This is a genomic window from Modestobacter sp. Leaf380 (genome assembly GCF_001424485.1).
Lineage (GTDB): Bacteria > Actinomycetota > Actinomycetes > Mycobacteriales > Geodermatophilaceae > Klenkia.
In genome coordinates this window covers 460,230-472,870 of the sequence record NZ_LMQC01000012.1, presented here as the reverse complement: position 1 = coordinate 472,870, position 12,641 = coordinate 460,230, and the positions used below count along the sequence as shown (strand labels likewise).

At 73.9% G+C, this 12,641-nt stretch carries 13 protein-coding genes; 6 read left to right on the top strand and 7 right to left on the bottom strand.

The window, feature by feature from the left end:
* Positions 1–27 precede the first annotated feature (27 nt).
* Together radA and ASG41_RS10315 are read right to left on the bottom strand one after the other, a co-directional pair.
* Positions 28–1,392 carry a DNA repair protein RadA gene (gene radA / locus ASG41_RS10320; RefSeq protein ID WP_200938821.1) on the bottom strand — a complete coding sequence of 455 codons (1,365 nt, stop codon included), beginning with the start codon at positions 1,390–1,392 and terminating at the stop codon, positions 28–30.
* A 46-nt stretch (positions 1,393–1,438) separates the two neighbouring features.
* Entirely contained in the window at positions 1,439–1,984 is a 546-nt protein-coding gene (locus tag ASG41_RS10315) for a copper chaperone PCu(A)C (protein WP_056293520.1), read from the bottom strand.
* A 100-nt stretch (positions 1,985–2,084) separates the two neighbouring features.
* Between ASG41_RS10315 and ASG41_RS10310 the strand changes: the two genes are divergently transcribed.
* Positions 2,085–3,656, top strand: a complete 1,572-nt coding sequence (locus ASG41_RS10310; protein WP_235564701.1) for a cryptochrome/photolyase family protein — start codon at positions 2,085–2,087, stop codon at positions 3,654–3,656.
* Here ASG41_RS10310 and ASG41_RS10305 read toward each other — a convergent pair.
* Positions 3,653–4,513, bottom strand: a complete 861-nt coding sequence (locus tag ASG41_RS10305) for a UbiA family prenyltransferase (protein ID WP_235564698.1) — start codon at positions 4,511–4,513, stop codon at positions 3,653–3,655. The genes ASG41_RS10310 and ASG41_RS10305 overlap by 4 nt on opposite strands.
* Positions 4,514–4,642: 129 nt before the next feature.
* On the opposite strand from ASG41_RS10305, the gene ASG41_RS10300 reads away from it, so the two are divergent.
* Positions 4,643–5,125, top strand: coding sequence for a CarD family transcriptional regulator (locus ASG41_RS10300; RefSeq protein WP_029337651.1), 483 nt, complete (start codon positions 4,643–4,645; stop codon positions 5,123–5,125).
* A gap of 91 nt (positions 5,126–5,216) precedes the next feature.
* Positions 5,217–5,696, top strand: coding sequence for a 2-C-methyl-D-erythritol 2,4-cyclodiphosphate synthase (gene ispF / locus ASG41_RS10295; protein WP_200938820.1), 480 nt, complete (start codon positions 5,217–5,219; stop codon positions 5,694–5,696).
* Between the two features lie 13 nt (positions 5,697–5,709).
* Here the strand turns inward: ispF and ASG41_RS10290 are convergent, their stop codons facing one another.
* From ASG41_RS10290 to ASG41_RS10275, 4 genes are all read right to left on the bottom strand, one after another.
* Complete coding sequence (locus ASG41_RS10290; RefSeq protein ID WP_200938819.1) at positions 5,710–6,687, bottom strand: sugar-binding transcriptional regulator; 978 nt, start codon at positions 6,685–6,687, stop codon at positions 5,710–5,712.
* A gap of 155 nt (positions 6,688–6,842) precedes the next feature.
* Positions 6,843–7,310 (bottom strand): PTS sugar transporter subunit IIA, encoded by a 468-nt coding sequence (locus tag ASG41_RS10285; protein WP_056293513.1) that lies wholly within the window; start codon positions 7,308–7,310, stop codon positions 6,843–6,845.
* Entirely contained in the window at positions 7,307–8,731 is a 1,425-nt protein-coding gene (locus tag ASG41_RS10280; protein WP_056293510.1) for a PTS galactitol transporter subunit IIC, read from the bottom strand. The genes ASG41_RS10285 and ASG41_RS10280 overlap by 4 nt, the downstream gene beginning before the upstream one ends.
* Before the next feature lie 80 nt (positions 8,732–8,811).
* Positions 8,812–9,126, bottom strand: coding sequence for a PTS sugar transporter subunit IIB (locus ASG41_RS10275; RefSeq protein ID WP_056293507.1), 315 nt, complete (start codon positions 9,124–9,126; stop codon positions 8,812–8,814).
* A gap of 53 nt (positions 9,127–9,179) precedes the next feature.
* Here ASG41_RS10275 and ASG41_RS10270 point away from each other — a divergent pair, with 53 nt between their 5' ends.
* From ASG41_RS10270 to ASG41_RS10260, 3 genes are read left to right on the top strand one after another with little or no spacing between them, the layout of a single operon-like run.
* Entirely contained in the window at positions 9,180–10,262 is a 1,083-nt protein-coding gene (locus ASG41_RS10270) for a thiamine pyrophosphate-dependent dehydrogenase E1 component subunit alpha (RefSeq protein WP_200938817.1), read from the top strand.
* On the top strand, positions 10,262–11,287 hold the full coding sequence (locus ASG41_RS10265; protein ID WP_056293503.1) for an alpha-ketoacid dehydrogenase subunit beta: 1,026 nt from the start codon (positions 10,262–10,264) through the stop codon (positions 11,285–11,287). Before ASG41_RS10270 ends, ASG41_RS10265 begins: the two co-directional genes overlap by 1 nt.
* Positions 11,288–11,290: 3 nt before the next feature.
* Positions 11,291–12,634 (top strand): 2-oxo acid dehydrogenase subunit E2, encoded by a 1,344-nt coding sequence (locus tag ASG41_RS10260; RefSeq protein ID WP_056293500.1) that lies wholly within the window; start codon positions 11,291–11,293, stop codon positions 12,632–12,634.
* Positions 12,635–12,641 lie beyond the last annotated feature (7 nt).

The window sequence follows — 12,641 nt, the reverse complement described above, 5'->3', positions numbered from 1 at the left end:
GCCCCGGCCGGGCGTCGGAGCGGTTCCTCAGAAGAGCCGGCCGAAGAGCGCGCCCAGGTCGGGCACCTCGACCAGCCGCATCCCGGGGGGCGCCTGGCCGGCGTCCGGCGGGACCAGGGCCACGGTGTAGCCCTGCCGGGCGGCCTCGGCCAGCCGCCGGCCGGTGCCACCGACCCGTCGGATCTCCCCGGACAGCCCGACCTCGCCCAGGGCCACGATGCCGTTGGGCAGCGGGCGGTCCTTGGCGGCGGAGGCGATGGCGAGGGCCAGGGCCATGTCGGCGGCGGGCTCGGTGATCTTCACCCCGCCGACCGAGGCGGCGAACACGTCGGCGTCGGCCAGCCGGACCCCGCCCCGCCGCTCGACCACGGCGTTGATCATCGCGACCCGCTGGGGGTCCAGGCCGCTGACCGCCCGCCGGGGCGACCCGCCCCCCGACGGCGCGACGAGGGACTGCACCTCGGCCAGCAGCGGTCGACTGCCCTCCATCGTCACGGTGACGCTGCTGCCGGCCACCGGGGCGGACCGCTTGGAGACGAACAGGTGGGAGGGGTCGGGGACCCCGACGACACCGGCGTCGCCGATCTCGAAGCAGCCGATCTCGTCGGCCGGGCCGAACCGGTTCTTGGTAGCCCGGACCATCCGGAGCGTCGAGTGCCGCTCGCCGTCGAAGCTGATCACCACGTCCACCAGGTGCTCCAGGGCCCGCGGCCCGGCGATGGCGCCGTCCTTGGTGACGTGCCCGACCAGGATCACCGTCATCCCGCGTGCCTTGGCGATGCCGGTCAGCGCGGAGGCGACCGCGCGCACCTGGGTGGCGCCGCCGTCGGTGCCGTCGACGGCGGGGGAGCGGACGGTCTGCACCGAGTCCAGCACCAGCAGCGTGGGGTTGACGTCCTCCACGTGGGAGAGGACCGCCGACAGCTCGGTCTCCGCCGCGAGGTACAGGTCGTCGTGCAGGGCGCCGATCCGTTCGGCCCGCAGCCGCACCTGGGCGGCGGACTCCTCGCCGGAGACCACCAGCGTCGGGCCGTTGCCGGCCGCGACGCGGTGGGCGACCTCGAGCAGCAGGGTGGACTTGCCCACCCCGGGCTCACCGGCCACCAGCAGCACCGCACCGGGCACCAGACCACCGCCGAGCACCCGGTCGAACTCGTCGATCCCGGTGGGCACCGCCCGGGCGCCGGCCAGCTCGACCTGTGCGATGGGGCGGGCCCGGCTGGTCACCGGGCCGGCGGACACCGCTCGCAAGCCGGAGGTGGCGACCCCGCCGACCTCGGACAGCGTGCCCCAGGCCTGGCACTCCGGGCAGCGCCCGACCCACTTGGCCGAGGCGAAACCGCACTCGGTGCACCGGTGGGCGGGGCGGGACTTCACGGTCGTCGGCGGCACGGGGACATCGTGCCCCCGGGGTACGACAGAACCGGTGGAGGGAGGGTTACTCCTCGCCGCCGTGGAAGTCGAAGCCCTCGCCGCGGGGCAGGTCCAGCGACGGGGTGCCGATGAGCACGGGCAGGGTGACCTCACCGGCGTCCTGGAAGGTCATCGTGACCTCGAGCGACTGGCCGGGGGTGAGCTCCTCGGTCAGCCCGACCAGGGTGACGGTGGGCCCGCCCTCGCCGACGTAGACGTTCTGCCCGGCCGGGACGGTGATCTCGGTGGGCGCCTCCTCCTCGGAGGTGGGGTCGACGATCTCGACGGACTCGAAGCCCTCGCCGGAGATGTCGGTGAGCACGTCGTCGGCGGTGCCGGAGTTGGCGATCGCGACGAGCAGCCGGGCGTCGCCGCCGGACTCGTACAGGCCCGACTGCGGGTAGGCGGTGCTCGCCGTCCGCAGGTGAATGTCACCCACGTTGGCCTGCCCACCGCGGATGTCGCGGTCCTGGGTGGCCGTCTGGGCGACCTGGCCGGCGCTGCACGCCGAGAGGACCGCGGGGGACAGCACGAGCACACCGGTCGTTACGGCGCGCAGGACGCGGTTCACGGCGGGGGACCTCCAGGGGCTCACGGCAGCCGGACGTCGGCGGCTCGAGTCGCGTCAAGACTATCGGTCTGCCCACGATGCGCGCGGGGAGGTGAGGCGTGTGGCCGAGCACGTGCAGGACAGCAGGACCGACGCCGTGGACGACCCGGCGACGGCGGACTTCCCGGAGCGGGCGCCGGGGACCCGGCGGTGGCTGTTCGCCGACCAGCTGGGACCCCACTTCCTGGACGACCCGCACCAGCCGGTGCTCCTGGTGGAGTCCCGGGCGGTGTTCCGGCGTCGGCGGTTCCACCGGCAGAAGGCGCACCTGGTGCTGTCGGCACTGCGGCACCGGGCCGCCGAGCTCGGCGACCAGGCGGTCTTCCTGCAGACCGACACCTACGCGCAGGCCCTGGACCAGGTCGAGGGCCCGCTGTCGGTCTGTGCGCCGACGACCTGGGGCGGGCGCGACTTCGTGCTGGGCCGCGACGACGTCCAGGTGCTGGCCGCGCGCGGCTTCGTCACCACCCAGGCCGACTTCGTGCGCTGGGCCGGTGGCCGGTCCAACGGCCGCCGGGGCCGGTCGCTGCTGATGGAGGACTTCTACCGCGACGCCCGCCGCCGTCACGACGTCCTGATGGACGGCGCCGAGCCGGTCGGCGGCCGCTGGAACCTCGACGCCGACAACCGCGAGCCCCCGCCCGCCGACGGCCGGTCGCCGGCGCCGGCGCCGTGGATCCCGGTGGAGGACGAGATCGACGAGCAGGTCCGCGCCGACCTGGACCGCTGGGAGGCCGACGGCGACGTCTCCTTCGTCGGGGACGACGGCCCGCGGCTGTTCCCGGTCACCCGCCGGGAGACGCTCCACCGGCTGCGGGACTTCCTGGACCACCGGCTCGGGGTCTTCGGCCCGCACGAGGACGCGATGCTGGCGGAGGAGCCGTGGCTGGCGCACTCGCTGCTGTCCGCGCCGATGAACCTGGGCCTGGTGGACCCGCTGGAGGTCGTGCACCGCGCCGAGGCCGCCTACCGGGCGCCGGGTGCCGGTCTGCCGCTGAACTCCGTCGAGGGCTTCGTCCGCCAGGTGATGGGCTGGCGGGACTACGTGTGGCACCTCTACTGGTTCCTGGGCCGGGACTACCGGCACGGCAATGCGCTGTCCGCGCACCAGCCGGTGCCGGACTGGCTGGCCGAGCTGGACACCACCGACGTCGACGCCGCGTGCCTGTCCGGCGTCCTCACCGACCTGCGGCGGCGCGGCTGGGTGCACCACATCCCGCGGTTGATGGTGCTGGGCAACTACGCCCTGCAGCGCGGCATCGACCCGCTGGCGATGACCGACTGGTTCCACCGGCTCTTCGTGGACGGCTACGACTGGGTGATGGTGCCCAACGTCGTGGGGATGAGCCAGCACGCCGACGGCGGGGTGATGGCCACCAAGCCCTACGCCTCGGGCGGGGCCTACATCGACCGGATGAGCGACTACTGCGGCGGCTGTCGGTACGACCCCAAGAAGCGGCTGGGGGAGGACGCCTGCCCGTTCACCGCGGGCTACTGGGGGTTCCTGGACCGGGTGCGGCCGGCGCTGGCGGGCAACCAGCGGATGGCCCGTCCGCTGGCCGGACTGGACCGGCTCAAGGGCCGCGAGGAGGTCGTGGACCAGGAGCGCCGGCGGGGCACCGACCCGTTCTAGCGCAGGCTGCCGCCCCCGACGAGGAGCAGCACCACGTCGACCACGGTCAGCAGCATGACCGCGGGGAAGGCGAGCCGGCGGAACCGCTCGGTCCCGGCGAGACCGGCCACGGCCAGCGCCGGGACGGCGACGACCAGCGCCAGCCAGCCGACGACGCCGGGCGGGCCGGCGGGGCCGAGCACCAGCACCAGAGAGGCGCCGCCGAGCAGGGCCGCGGCGACCAGGGCCGAGACGGTGGCGCCGAGCCGGTGCGGCAGGCCGCGGACGCCGGTGGCGGCGTCGTCCTCCAGGTCGGGGGCCACGTTGGCCAGGTGGGCCGCGCCACCCAGCGCGGCCCCGGCGGCCACCAGCCACCAGGGTGCGGCCGGGGTGCCGGGGGCGGCGGCCACGACGCCCGCGGGCAGCAGCCCGAAGGCGACCAGGTAGGGCACCAGGGAGGCGGCGGTGCGCTTGAGCCCGGCGTTGTAGGCCCAGCCGCCGGCGACCACGCCCAGCAGGAGCAGTCCCGGTGCGGCGCCCAGGGCCAGGGAGAGCACCGCCGCGAGGACGACGGCCGCCAGCGCGGCCGCACGCAACCGCACCGGGGTGACCAGGCCCTGCACGGTGGGCTTGTCGGCCCGGGCGACGGCGGCGTCGCGCTCGGCGTCCAGCCAGTCGTTGCTCCAGCCGATCGAGGCCTGCCCGGCGAGGACGGCGGCGGTCACCAGGACGGTGCGGCCGGGTCCCACGCCGGCCGTGACGGCCAGCAGCGCGGCCACCGTGGTGACCGCCACGGTGGGCCCCAGGTGGGTCGCCAGCGCCATCGCGACGGCCACCCGGACCGCTCCCGGACGGGACTGCTCACCCTGCGCCTGCACACCCACCACCCCCTGTCAACCCCGGTCTGACCTGCGACAAGCCTCTGACCTGCATGTTTGGCAGGACCAACCAGTCCGCCCCTACCCGTCCCGTGGTATTCTGGGGTCAGCGAAAGGGGTCACACACACATGGGCTTCACTGTCGGCGAGACCGTCGTCTACCCGCACCACGGCGCAGCGCTCATCGAGGCGATCGAGCAGCGCACCGTGAAGGGGGTCGAGAAGGCCTACCTCGTGCTCAAGGTCGCCCAGGGCGACCTCACCGTACGAGTCCCGGCGGACAACGCCGAGATCGTGGGCGTCCGTGACGTCGTGGGACAGGAGGGCCTGGACAAGGTCTTCGAGGTCCTGCGCGCGCCGCACACCGAGGAACCGACCAACTGGTCGCGTCGCTACAAGGCCAACCTCGAGAAGCTGGCCTCCGGCGACGTGAACAAGGTGGCCGAGGTCGTCCGCGACCTGTGGCGCCGCGACAAGGACCGCGGTCTGTCCGCCGGGGAGAAGCGCATGCTCTCCAAGGCCCGCCAGATCCTGGTCAGCGAGCTCGCGCTCGCCGAGGGCACCAACGAGGACAAGGCCGAGATCCTGCTCGACGAGGTCCTCGCCAGCTGAACCACCCGCACCACCCACGACGGGCCCCCGACCACGCGGTCGGGGGCCCGTCGTGCGTCCGGGGTGCCGGCGGGCTGTCAGACTCCACCGCGTGCAGCTGCCGCTGGTCGGGATCGGTGTCGACGTCCACGCCCTGGAGGCGGGTCACCCGCTGTGGGTCGCCGGTCTGCACTGGCCCGACGCCGCGGCCGGGCTCGCCGGGCACTCCGACGGCGACGTCGTCGCGCACGCCGCCTGCGACGCGCTGCTGTCGGCGTCCGGGGTGGGCGACCTGGGCGGGGTGTTCGGCACCTCGCGACCGGAGTACGCCGGCGCCTCCGGGACCACCCTGCTCGTCGAGACGGCCCGGTTGGTGCGCGCCGCCGGCTTCGAGATCGGCAACGTCGCCGTCCAGCTGATCGGCAACACCCCGCGGATGAGCGGACGCCGGGACGAGGCGGTGGCCGTGCTCTCCGAGGCGTTGGGCGCCGTCGTCCGGCTGACCGCGACGACGACCGACGGTCTGGGCCTGACCGGCCGCGGTGAGGGCATCGCCGCCGTCGCGACCGCGCTCGTGGCGCCCACCGGCTGATCGCCGGAGAGCCTCAGGCCACGTGCTGGGTGCTGCTGCCGGCCCGGTCCTGGGTGAGGACGGCGCGAGCCAGGGGCTCGTCGCAGACCAGCACGTCGACCAGGCGGCCCCGCAGGGCACCCAGCACGGCGGCGGTCTTGACCCGGCCGCAGGCCACGCCCACGACGGTGGGGATCGCGGTGAGCTCTTCCAGCGTCACGCCCAGCACCCGGTCGTGCACGGCACCGAGCACCGGCCGGCCGTCCCGGTCGAAGTAGCGCGAGGCGATGTCGCCGACCGGCTGGGCGGCCCGCAGGTGGGCGGTGTCCGCGGCATCGAGGCCCAGGGAGGCCAGGACCGCGCCCGAGGACCCGTGCTCGGGGGCGCCGATGCCCACGACGGCGATGTCGGCGTCCCGGGCGCGGGCGAGGGCCTGGGCCACGGAGGCCTCCCCGGCCAGGGAGTCCCGGGCGTCGGCCGTGGTGAGCGTCGCGGGGGCGTGCAGGTACTGGTAGGTGGCCCCGAGGCGGGCGGCGAGCTCGCGGACCAGTTCGTGCCCGGAGACCTCGTTCTCCACCGCCGACTGGCCGCCGACCAGCTGGACCAGGTGGACGGCGTAGTCGCGGTCGGGGCTGGTCTGCCACACCATGGCCTGCAGCGCGCTGCCCCACGACAGCGCGACCGTCATCCCGTCGCGCAGCTCGTGCACGAGGTGGCGTCCGGCCTGGATGCCGACCTCGACCTGGGGGTTGCCCAGGCTGGTGCGCTGGGTGACGCGCACCGCCTGGAGGTCGAAGCGCTGGCGCAGCTGCTCCTCGAGGTCGCGGTCCCGGCCCGCCGGGTCGTTGATCCGGATCTCGACGATGCCCTGCTCGACGGCCGCGGCCAGCATCCGGGAGACGTTGCTGCGGCTGGTGCCCACCCGCTGGGCGACCTCGGCCTGGGACAGGTTCTCCACGTAGTACATCCGGGCAGCGGCGACCAGGGTCTCGGCGTCGCGCGGCGCTGGCACGGGGTGGTTCCTCTCGCTGGGGTGGACGGCGCTGCCGTCGAGGGGCAGATCACCGCCGATGGTGCCCCAGGTGGGGTGTCCGCGCCGGTGGTCGGACCCGGCGGGGACGGCGCGTCGGCCAGGGGGCGGCGGTGCCCCCTGGCCGACGGGCCGGGTCAGGCAGGGCCGACGGCACCCTCGGGACGCAGCGCCCGCACCAGGTCACCCGGGTGCTCGACGGTGGCGAGACGGTCGGCCAGCGCGGGGTCCTGCAGGGCCGCGATGACCTCCCCGAGTGCGGTGACCTGCTGGTCGGGGTCCTGCACCAGCAGCATGACGACGAGGCGGGCGGCGACCTCGCGGTCGCTGGACCCCATCTCGACGAACGTGACCGGCTCGGCCAGCAGGGCCACCACCGCGCCGGCGGAGACCACGTGACCCGCGTCGGTGTGCGGGATGGCGGACGGGACCGCGGTCGGCAGGCCCGTGGGGAACCGGCCCTCCCGTTCCACCACCGCGTCGGCGAACGTGTCGTGCACCCGGCCGGCCCGGTGGGCGTGCTCGGCCATCAGCCGGAGCAGCGCGGCCCGGTCGCTCACGGCCGGGTGCACCAGCACCAGGTCGTCGGTGAGCGTGCCGATCACGCAAAGGCCTGCTTCTCGGCGTTGGTCTCGGCGTCGGCCTGCCCGACGGCCTCGGCGAGGTCACGGCGGCGGACGACGCGGGCGATGACGACGGCCAGCACCAGCGAGGCAAGTGCGCCGACCAGGACCCCGATCGGGCCCAGGCTGCCGAGCCAGGTCAGCAGACCGGTGAGCGGGTTGGCGCCGTCCACCAGGGAGGAGATGCGGTCACCGCCCTGCTCGCTGCTGAAGCCGGACTCGCTGGCGACCTGGGTGAAGGTGCCGGAGATCGCGGTGGCGATGAAGAGGCCGCCGCCGATGACCAGCGCGCCACCGATCACCGAGCGGACGATGTTGCCGCGGAAGATCGGCACCATGATCGCGATGATGAAGGGGATCGTCGCGAGGTCGACCAGCGGCAGCACCTGGTTGCCCACCGGCGCCAGCGCGATGGCCAGCACGATGGTGATGGGGACCAGCAGCAGCGCCGTCGCGAGCACCGCGGGCTGACCGACCGCCAGGGCGGCGTCCAGGCCGATGTAGAACTTCTTGCCGGGGAACCTGCGGGCCAGGAAGTCACGGGCGGACTCCGAGACCGGGATCAGGCCCTCCATCAGGATGGCGACCATCCGGGGCAGCAGCAGCATGATCGCGGCGACGTTGATGCCCAGCGTCAGGATCGAGATGGAGTCCGCGCGGGGGTCGTCGAAGCCGTAGCCGGCCAGTCCGAGCACCAGGCCGATGACCAGGCCCAGGAACATCGACTCACCGAAGATGCCGAACCGCTTCTGGATCGCCATGGGGTCCGCGTTCAGCGAGCGCAGTCCCGGAATGCGGTCGAAGACCCAGTTCAGCGGGATCGCGAAGAGCGCGTAGGGGGCCGCGGTGGCGTGCGGGAAGGAGATGTCCGGGAAGGAGAAGTACTTCTGCACCAGCGGGGCCGACCAGTCCGCCAGCGCCAGCGTGACGACCATCGCGACCCCGGCGGTGGCCAGGCCCAGCCAGAGGTTGTCGCTCACGGCCGCGACCAGGGCGCCCGACAGCGCGAAGTGCCAGTAGTTCCAGAGGTCGATGTTGAAGGTCCGGGTGAGCCCGACGACCAGCAGCACGATGTTGAGCAGCAGGCAGAACGGGATGATCAGCGCGCCGACGGTGGAGCCGAACGCGATGGCGGCGCTGGAGGGCCAGCCCACGTCCACGATCCCCAGGTCGACGTCGAACCGCTGCGCCAGTGCCTGCGCGGCCGGGCTGACCTGGGCGAAGAGCAGCCCGATCACCAGGTTGACCCCGATGAAGCCGACGCCGATCAGGACGCCGGAGTGCATGGCGCGGCTGAACTTCTGACCCAGGACCAGCGCCAGGATCGTGATCAGGATGGGGAGGACCACGGCCGCGCCGACGTCGTTGAAGTACGACGTGACTGCCTTGAGTGCGTCTTGCATCGGGGGCTCCTGGGTGCTGGGGGGGCGTGCGGAGGAGGACGGGCGTGCGGGCGTGCGGGCGTGCGGGCGTGCGGGCGAGCTCAGGCGGACAGGCGCGCAGCGATGTCGTCGAGGGTGGCGGCGAGGCCCATGCCGGTGAGGAAGGGCAGCCCGGCCACGACCGGGATGGTCACCGAGTCGGGGATCTGCGTGGTCGCGACGATCAGGTCGGCGTCGGCGTTGCCCGACAGCAGGTCCATGACCTTGCCCTGACGCACGTCGACGTCCATCCCGCGCTGGGTCAACGAGTCGCGGATCTTGGTGGCCACGACGGTCGAAGTCGCGACCCCGGTCCCGCAGCGCCGTCGTGGCCGGGGGACCGCGCGGACGACTCCCGGGGGAGGGGCTTGCGTCACATTCGGGCAGGCCCTACATTCCCTGAGCAGACGTGCAGACCGTCGTCACAGAAGTGCAGACCAGGGAGTCCGACATCACCGCCATCGCGCACCAGCCGCCCGTCCAGGACGGCGTCCCCGCCGCGCCGTCCACCGACCCGGCCACCGCCCGCGCAGCGCTGGGCACCATGTGGCGCATCCGCCGCTTCGAGGAGGCCGTGGACGACCTGTTCGCCCGCGGGCTCATGCACGGCACCATGCACCTGTCGATCGGCCAGGAGGCCAGTGCGACCGGTGTCTGCCTGGCCCTGCGCGAGCGCGACGCGATCACCAGCACGCACCGCGGCCACGGGCACTGCATCGCCCAGGGCGCGGACCTGACCCGGATGATGGCCGAGCTGCTGGCCAAGGAGACCGGGTACTGCCGCGGTCGCGGTGGCTCGATGCACATCGCCGACGTCGCCACCGGCAACCTCGGTGCCAACGGCATCGTCGGCGGGGGCATCCCGATCGCCGCCGGCGCAGCGCTGGCCTACAAGATGCGCGGCGAGGACCGGGTCGTCGCGAGCTTCTTCGGCGACGGCGCGACCAACGAGGGCGCCTTCCACGAGGGCCTGAACCTGGCCGCGATCTGGGACCTGCCGGTCGTGTTCGTCTGCGAGAACAACAAGTACGGCATGAGCTTCTCCACCGAGTTCTCGATGGCCGTCCCGCACGTCGCCGACCGGGCCGCGGCCTACGGCATGCCCGGGGTCACCGTCGACGGCAACGACCTGGACGCCGTGCACGCCGTCGCCGCCGAGGCCGTGGACCGCGCCCGCAACGGTGGCGGCCCCACGTTGATCGAGGCCGAGACCTACCGCTGGAAGGGCCACAGCAAGAGCGACAAGAACCTGTACCGCACCCGCGAGGAGATCGCCGAGTGGCGTGAGCGGGACCCGATCGTCGCCTTCGAGACCAAGGTGACCGAGTCCGGTCTGCTCACCGCCGCCGACATCACCGCCGCCCGCGACGAGGCCACGGACGCGATCAAGGCCGCCGTCCGGGAGGCCAACTCCGGCACCGACGCCGACCCCGGTGACCTGCTCGACGCCGTCTTCGCCCCCGTCGACGCAGCACCCCTCGCATCCAGCCCCAACCAGGACGTGACCCGCTGATGACCGCCACCCTGCCCCAGACCGAGACCCAGGCCGAGAGTCGGGAGCTCACCTACTCCGAGGCCATCCGCGAGGCCCTCGCCGAGGCGATGACCGCCGACGACCGGGTCTTCATGCTCGGCGAGGACGTCGGCGTCTACGGCGGCGCCTTCGGCGTCAGCGGCGACCTGGTGCACCGCTTCGGCAAGGAGCGGATCCGGGACACCCCGATCTCCGAGCTCGGCATCGTGGGTGCCGCCGTCGGCGCAGCGCTGGCCGGCATGCGGCCGATCGTGGAGATCCAGTTCTCCGACTTCACCTGCCAGGCGATGGACCAGATCGTCAACCAGGCCGCCAAGATCCACTTCATGCTCGGTGGCGCCGTCTCGGTGCCGATGGTGCTGCGCACCCCGCTGGGCTCGGGCACCGGTGCCGCCGCCCAGCACTCGCAGAGCCTGGAGGCGTGGTTCGCCCACGTGCCCGGCCTGAAGGTCGTCATGCCCAGCACCGTGTCCGAGGTCAAGGGCCTGCTGCTGGCCGCGATCGACGACCCGAACCCGGTCGTCTTCCTCGAGCACAAGCTGCTCTACCGCACCAAGGGCCACGTGCCCGCGGGTGCCGACCGGGTGCCCCTGGGCCGCAGCGTCGTCCGCCGCGAGGGCGCCGACCTCACCATCGTGGCCACCGGGATCATGGTCAGCCGCAGCCTGGAGGCCGCGGCCCGGCTCGCCGACGAGGGCATCGAGGCCACCGTCGTCGACCCGGTCACGCTCACCCCGCTGGACGAGGCCCCGATCCTGGACGCCGTCCGGCGCACCGGCCGGGTGATGCTGGTGCAGGAGGCCCCCGGGCACGTGGGCTTCATGTCCGAGATCGCCGCCCGGATCGCCGGGTCCTCGGCGCTGTACAGCCTCGAGGCCCCGATCAAGCGGCTGTGCGGCCTGGACGCCCCGATGCCGTACGCGCCGGCGCTGGAGGCCGCGATGGTCCCGCAGCTCGACGACATCGTGGTCGCCGGGCGTGCCCTGGCCACCCAGGAGGCCTGACCCGTGGCACGCGTCCCCGTCCGGATGCCCAAGATGTCGATGACGATGACCGAGGGCGAGCTCAGCCACTGGGCGATCGCCGTCGGCGACGAGATCGGCTCCGGTGACGTCATCTGCGAGGTGCTCACCGACAAGGTGGACATGGAGGTGGAGAGCCCGGCCACCGGCGTGCTGGTCGAGATCGTCGTCGAGTCCGGCATGGTCCCGGTCGGTGAGCCGATCGGCTGGATCGAGGCCGACGGCGACTCCTTCACCGACCTGCTCGACTTCGGTGACCCCGAGGAGCCGGCCGCGATCGGGGACGAGCTGGGGTCCGACGGCGCCGACGCCGTCGTCCCGGAGCCCGAGCCCGCCCCGGGCGGGGCCCCCACCCCGGTGGCCGAGCGCGCCGCGACCGGACCGGTGGCCGCCGTGCCGCGGGCCCGGGCGCTGGCCGCCGAGGCCGGCCTGGACCTGCGGTCGGTCACCCCGACCGGTCCCGGGGGAGTGGTGTCGATCGCCGACGTCCGCTCCGCCGTGGAGTCCGCGGCTGCACCCGCCGTGCCCGCCGTGCCCGCCGCGGCCGCGCCGGAGCCCCCGGCCCGGCCGCTGACCCCGCCGCAGCGCAAGCGCGCCGCGGTGCAGGCCCAGCAGCAGGTGCCCCCGGCCGCGCCGGCCGCCACCCCGGCACCGGCCGCGGCGCCCGCCCAGGCCCCGGCCCCGGCGTCCGCGCCGGCCGCGGGGGTCAGCCCCAAGGTCGCCGCCGTCCGGCGGGCCGTGGCCCGCAAGATGACCGAGAGCGCGGCCATCCCGCAGTTCACGGTCTGGCGGGACCTGCACCTGGACGCCGCCGACACCCACCGCGACGGGCTGTCCTGGACGACGGTGCTGCTGCAGTCCTACGCCCGGGCCCTGCTGCAGGTGCCCCGTCTGCTGGACCGCTGGGACGGCGAGAACGCGGTGCCCACCGGCGCGCCCGTCGTGGCGCTCGCGGTGGACACCCCGGGCGGGCTGATGGTGCCCACCTTCAGCTCCCCGGAGAGCGCCAACCCGCGCAGGCTCGACGAGGACCTGCGTGCGGTGGCCCGGGCGGCCCGGGACGGCAAGGTCGACGCCGCCCACCAGGGCGTGGCCAACTCCAGCCTGTCCAACCTGGGCGGCCTGGGCGTCGACCGGTTCCAGGCGCTGATCACCCCGCCGCAGGGCAGCGTGCTGGCCCTGGGCTCGATCAGCCGTCGTCCGGTCGCCGTCCCCGGCGGCATCGGCACGGCCCTGGTGGTCACCGCCGGGCTCACCGTGGACCACCGGGTCGGCGACGGTGCCGACGGCGCCCGGTTGCTCGCGCTGATGGCCGACGACCTGGCCTGACCCGCCC

Excerpts from the sequence above, each read along its gene's own strand:
- ASG41_RS10300 (WP_029337651.1), top strand. The coding sequence starts at position 4,643 with ATGGGCTTCACTGTCGGCGAGACCGTCGTCTACCCGCACCACGGCGCA.
- ASG41_RS10280 (WP_056293510.1), bottom strand. The coding sequence starts at position 8,731 with ATGCAAGACGCACTCAAGGCAGTCACGTCGTACTTCAACGACGTCGGC.
- ASG41_RS10265 (WP_056293503.1), top strand. The coding sequence starts at position 10,262 with ATGACCGCCACCCTGCCCCAGACCGAGACCCAGGCCGAGAGTCGGGAG.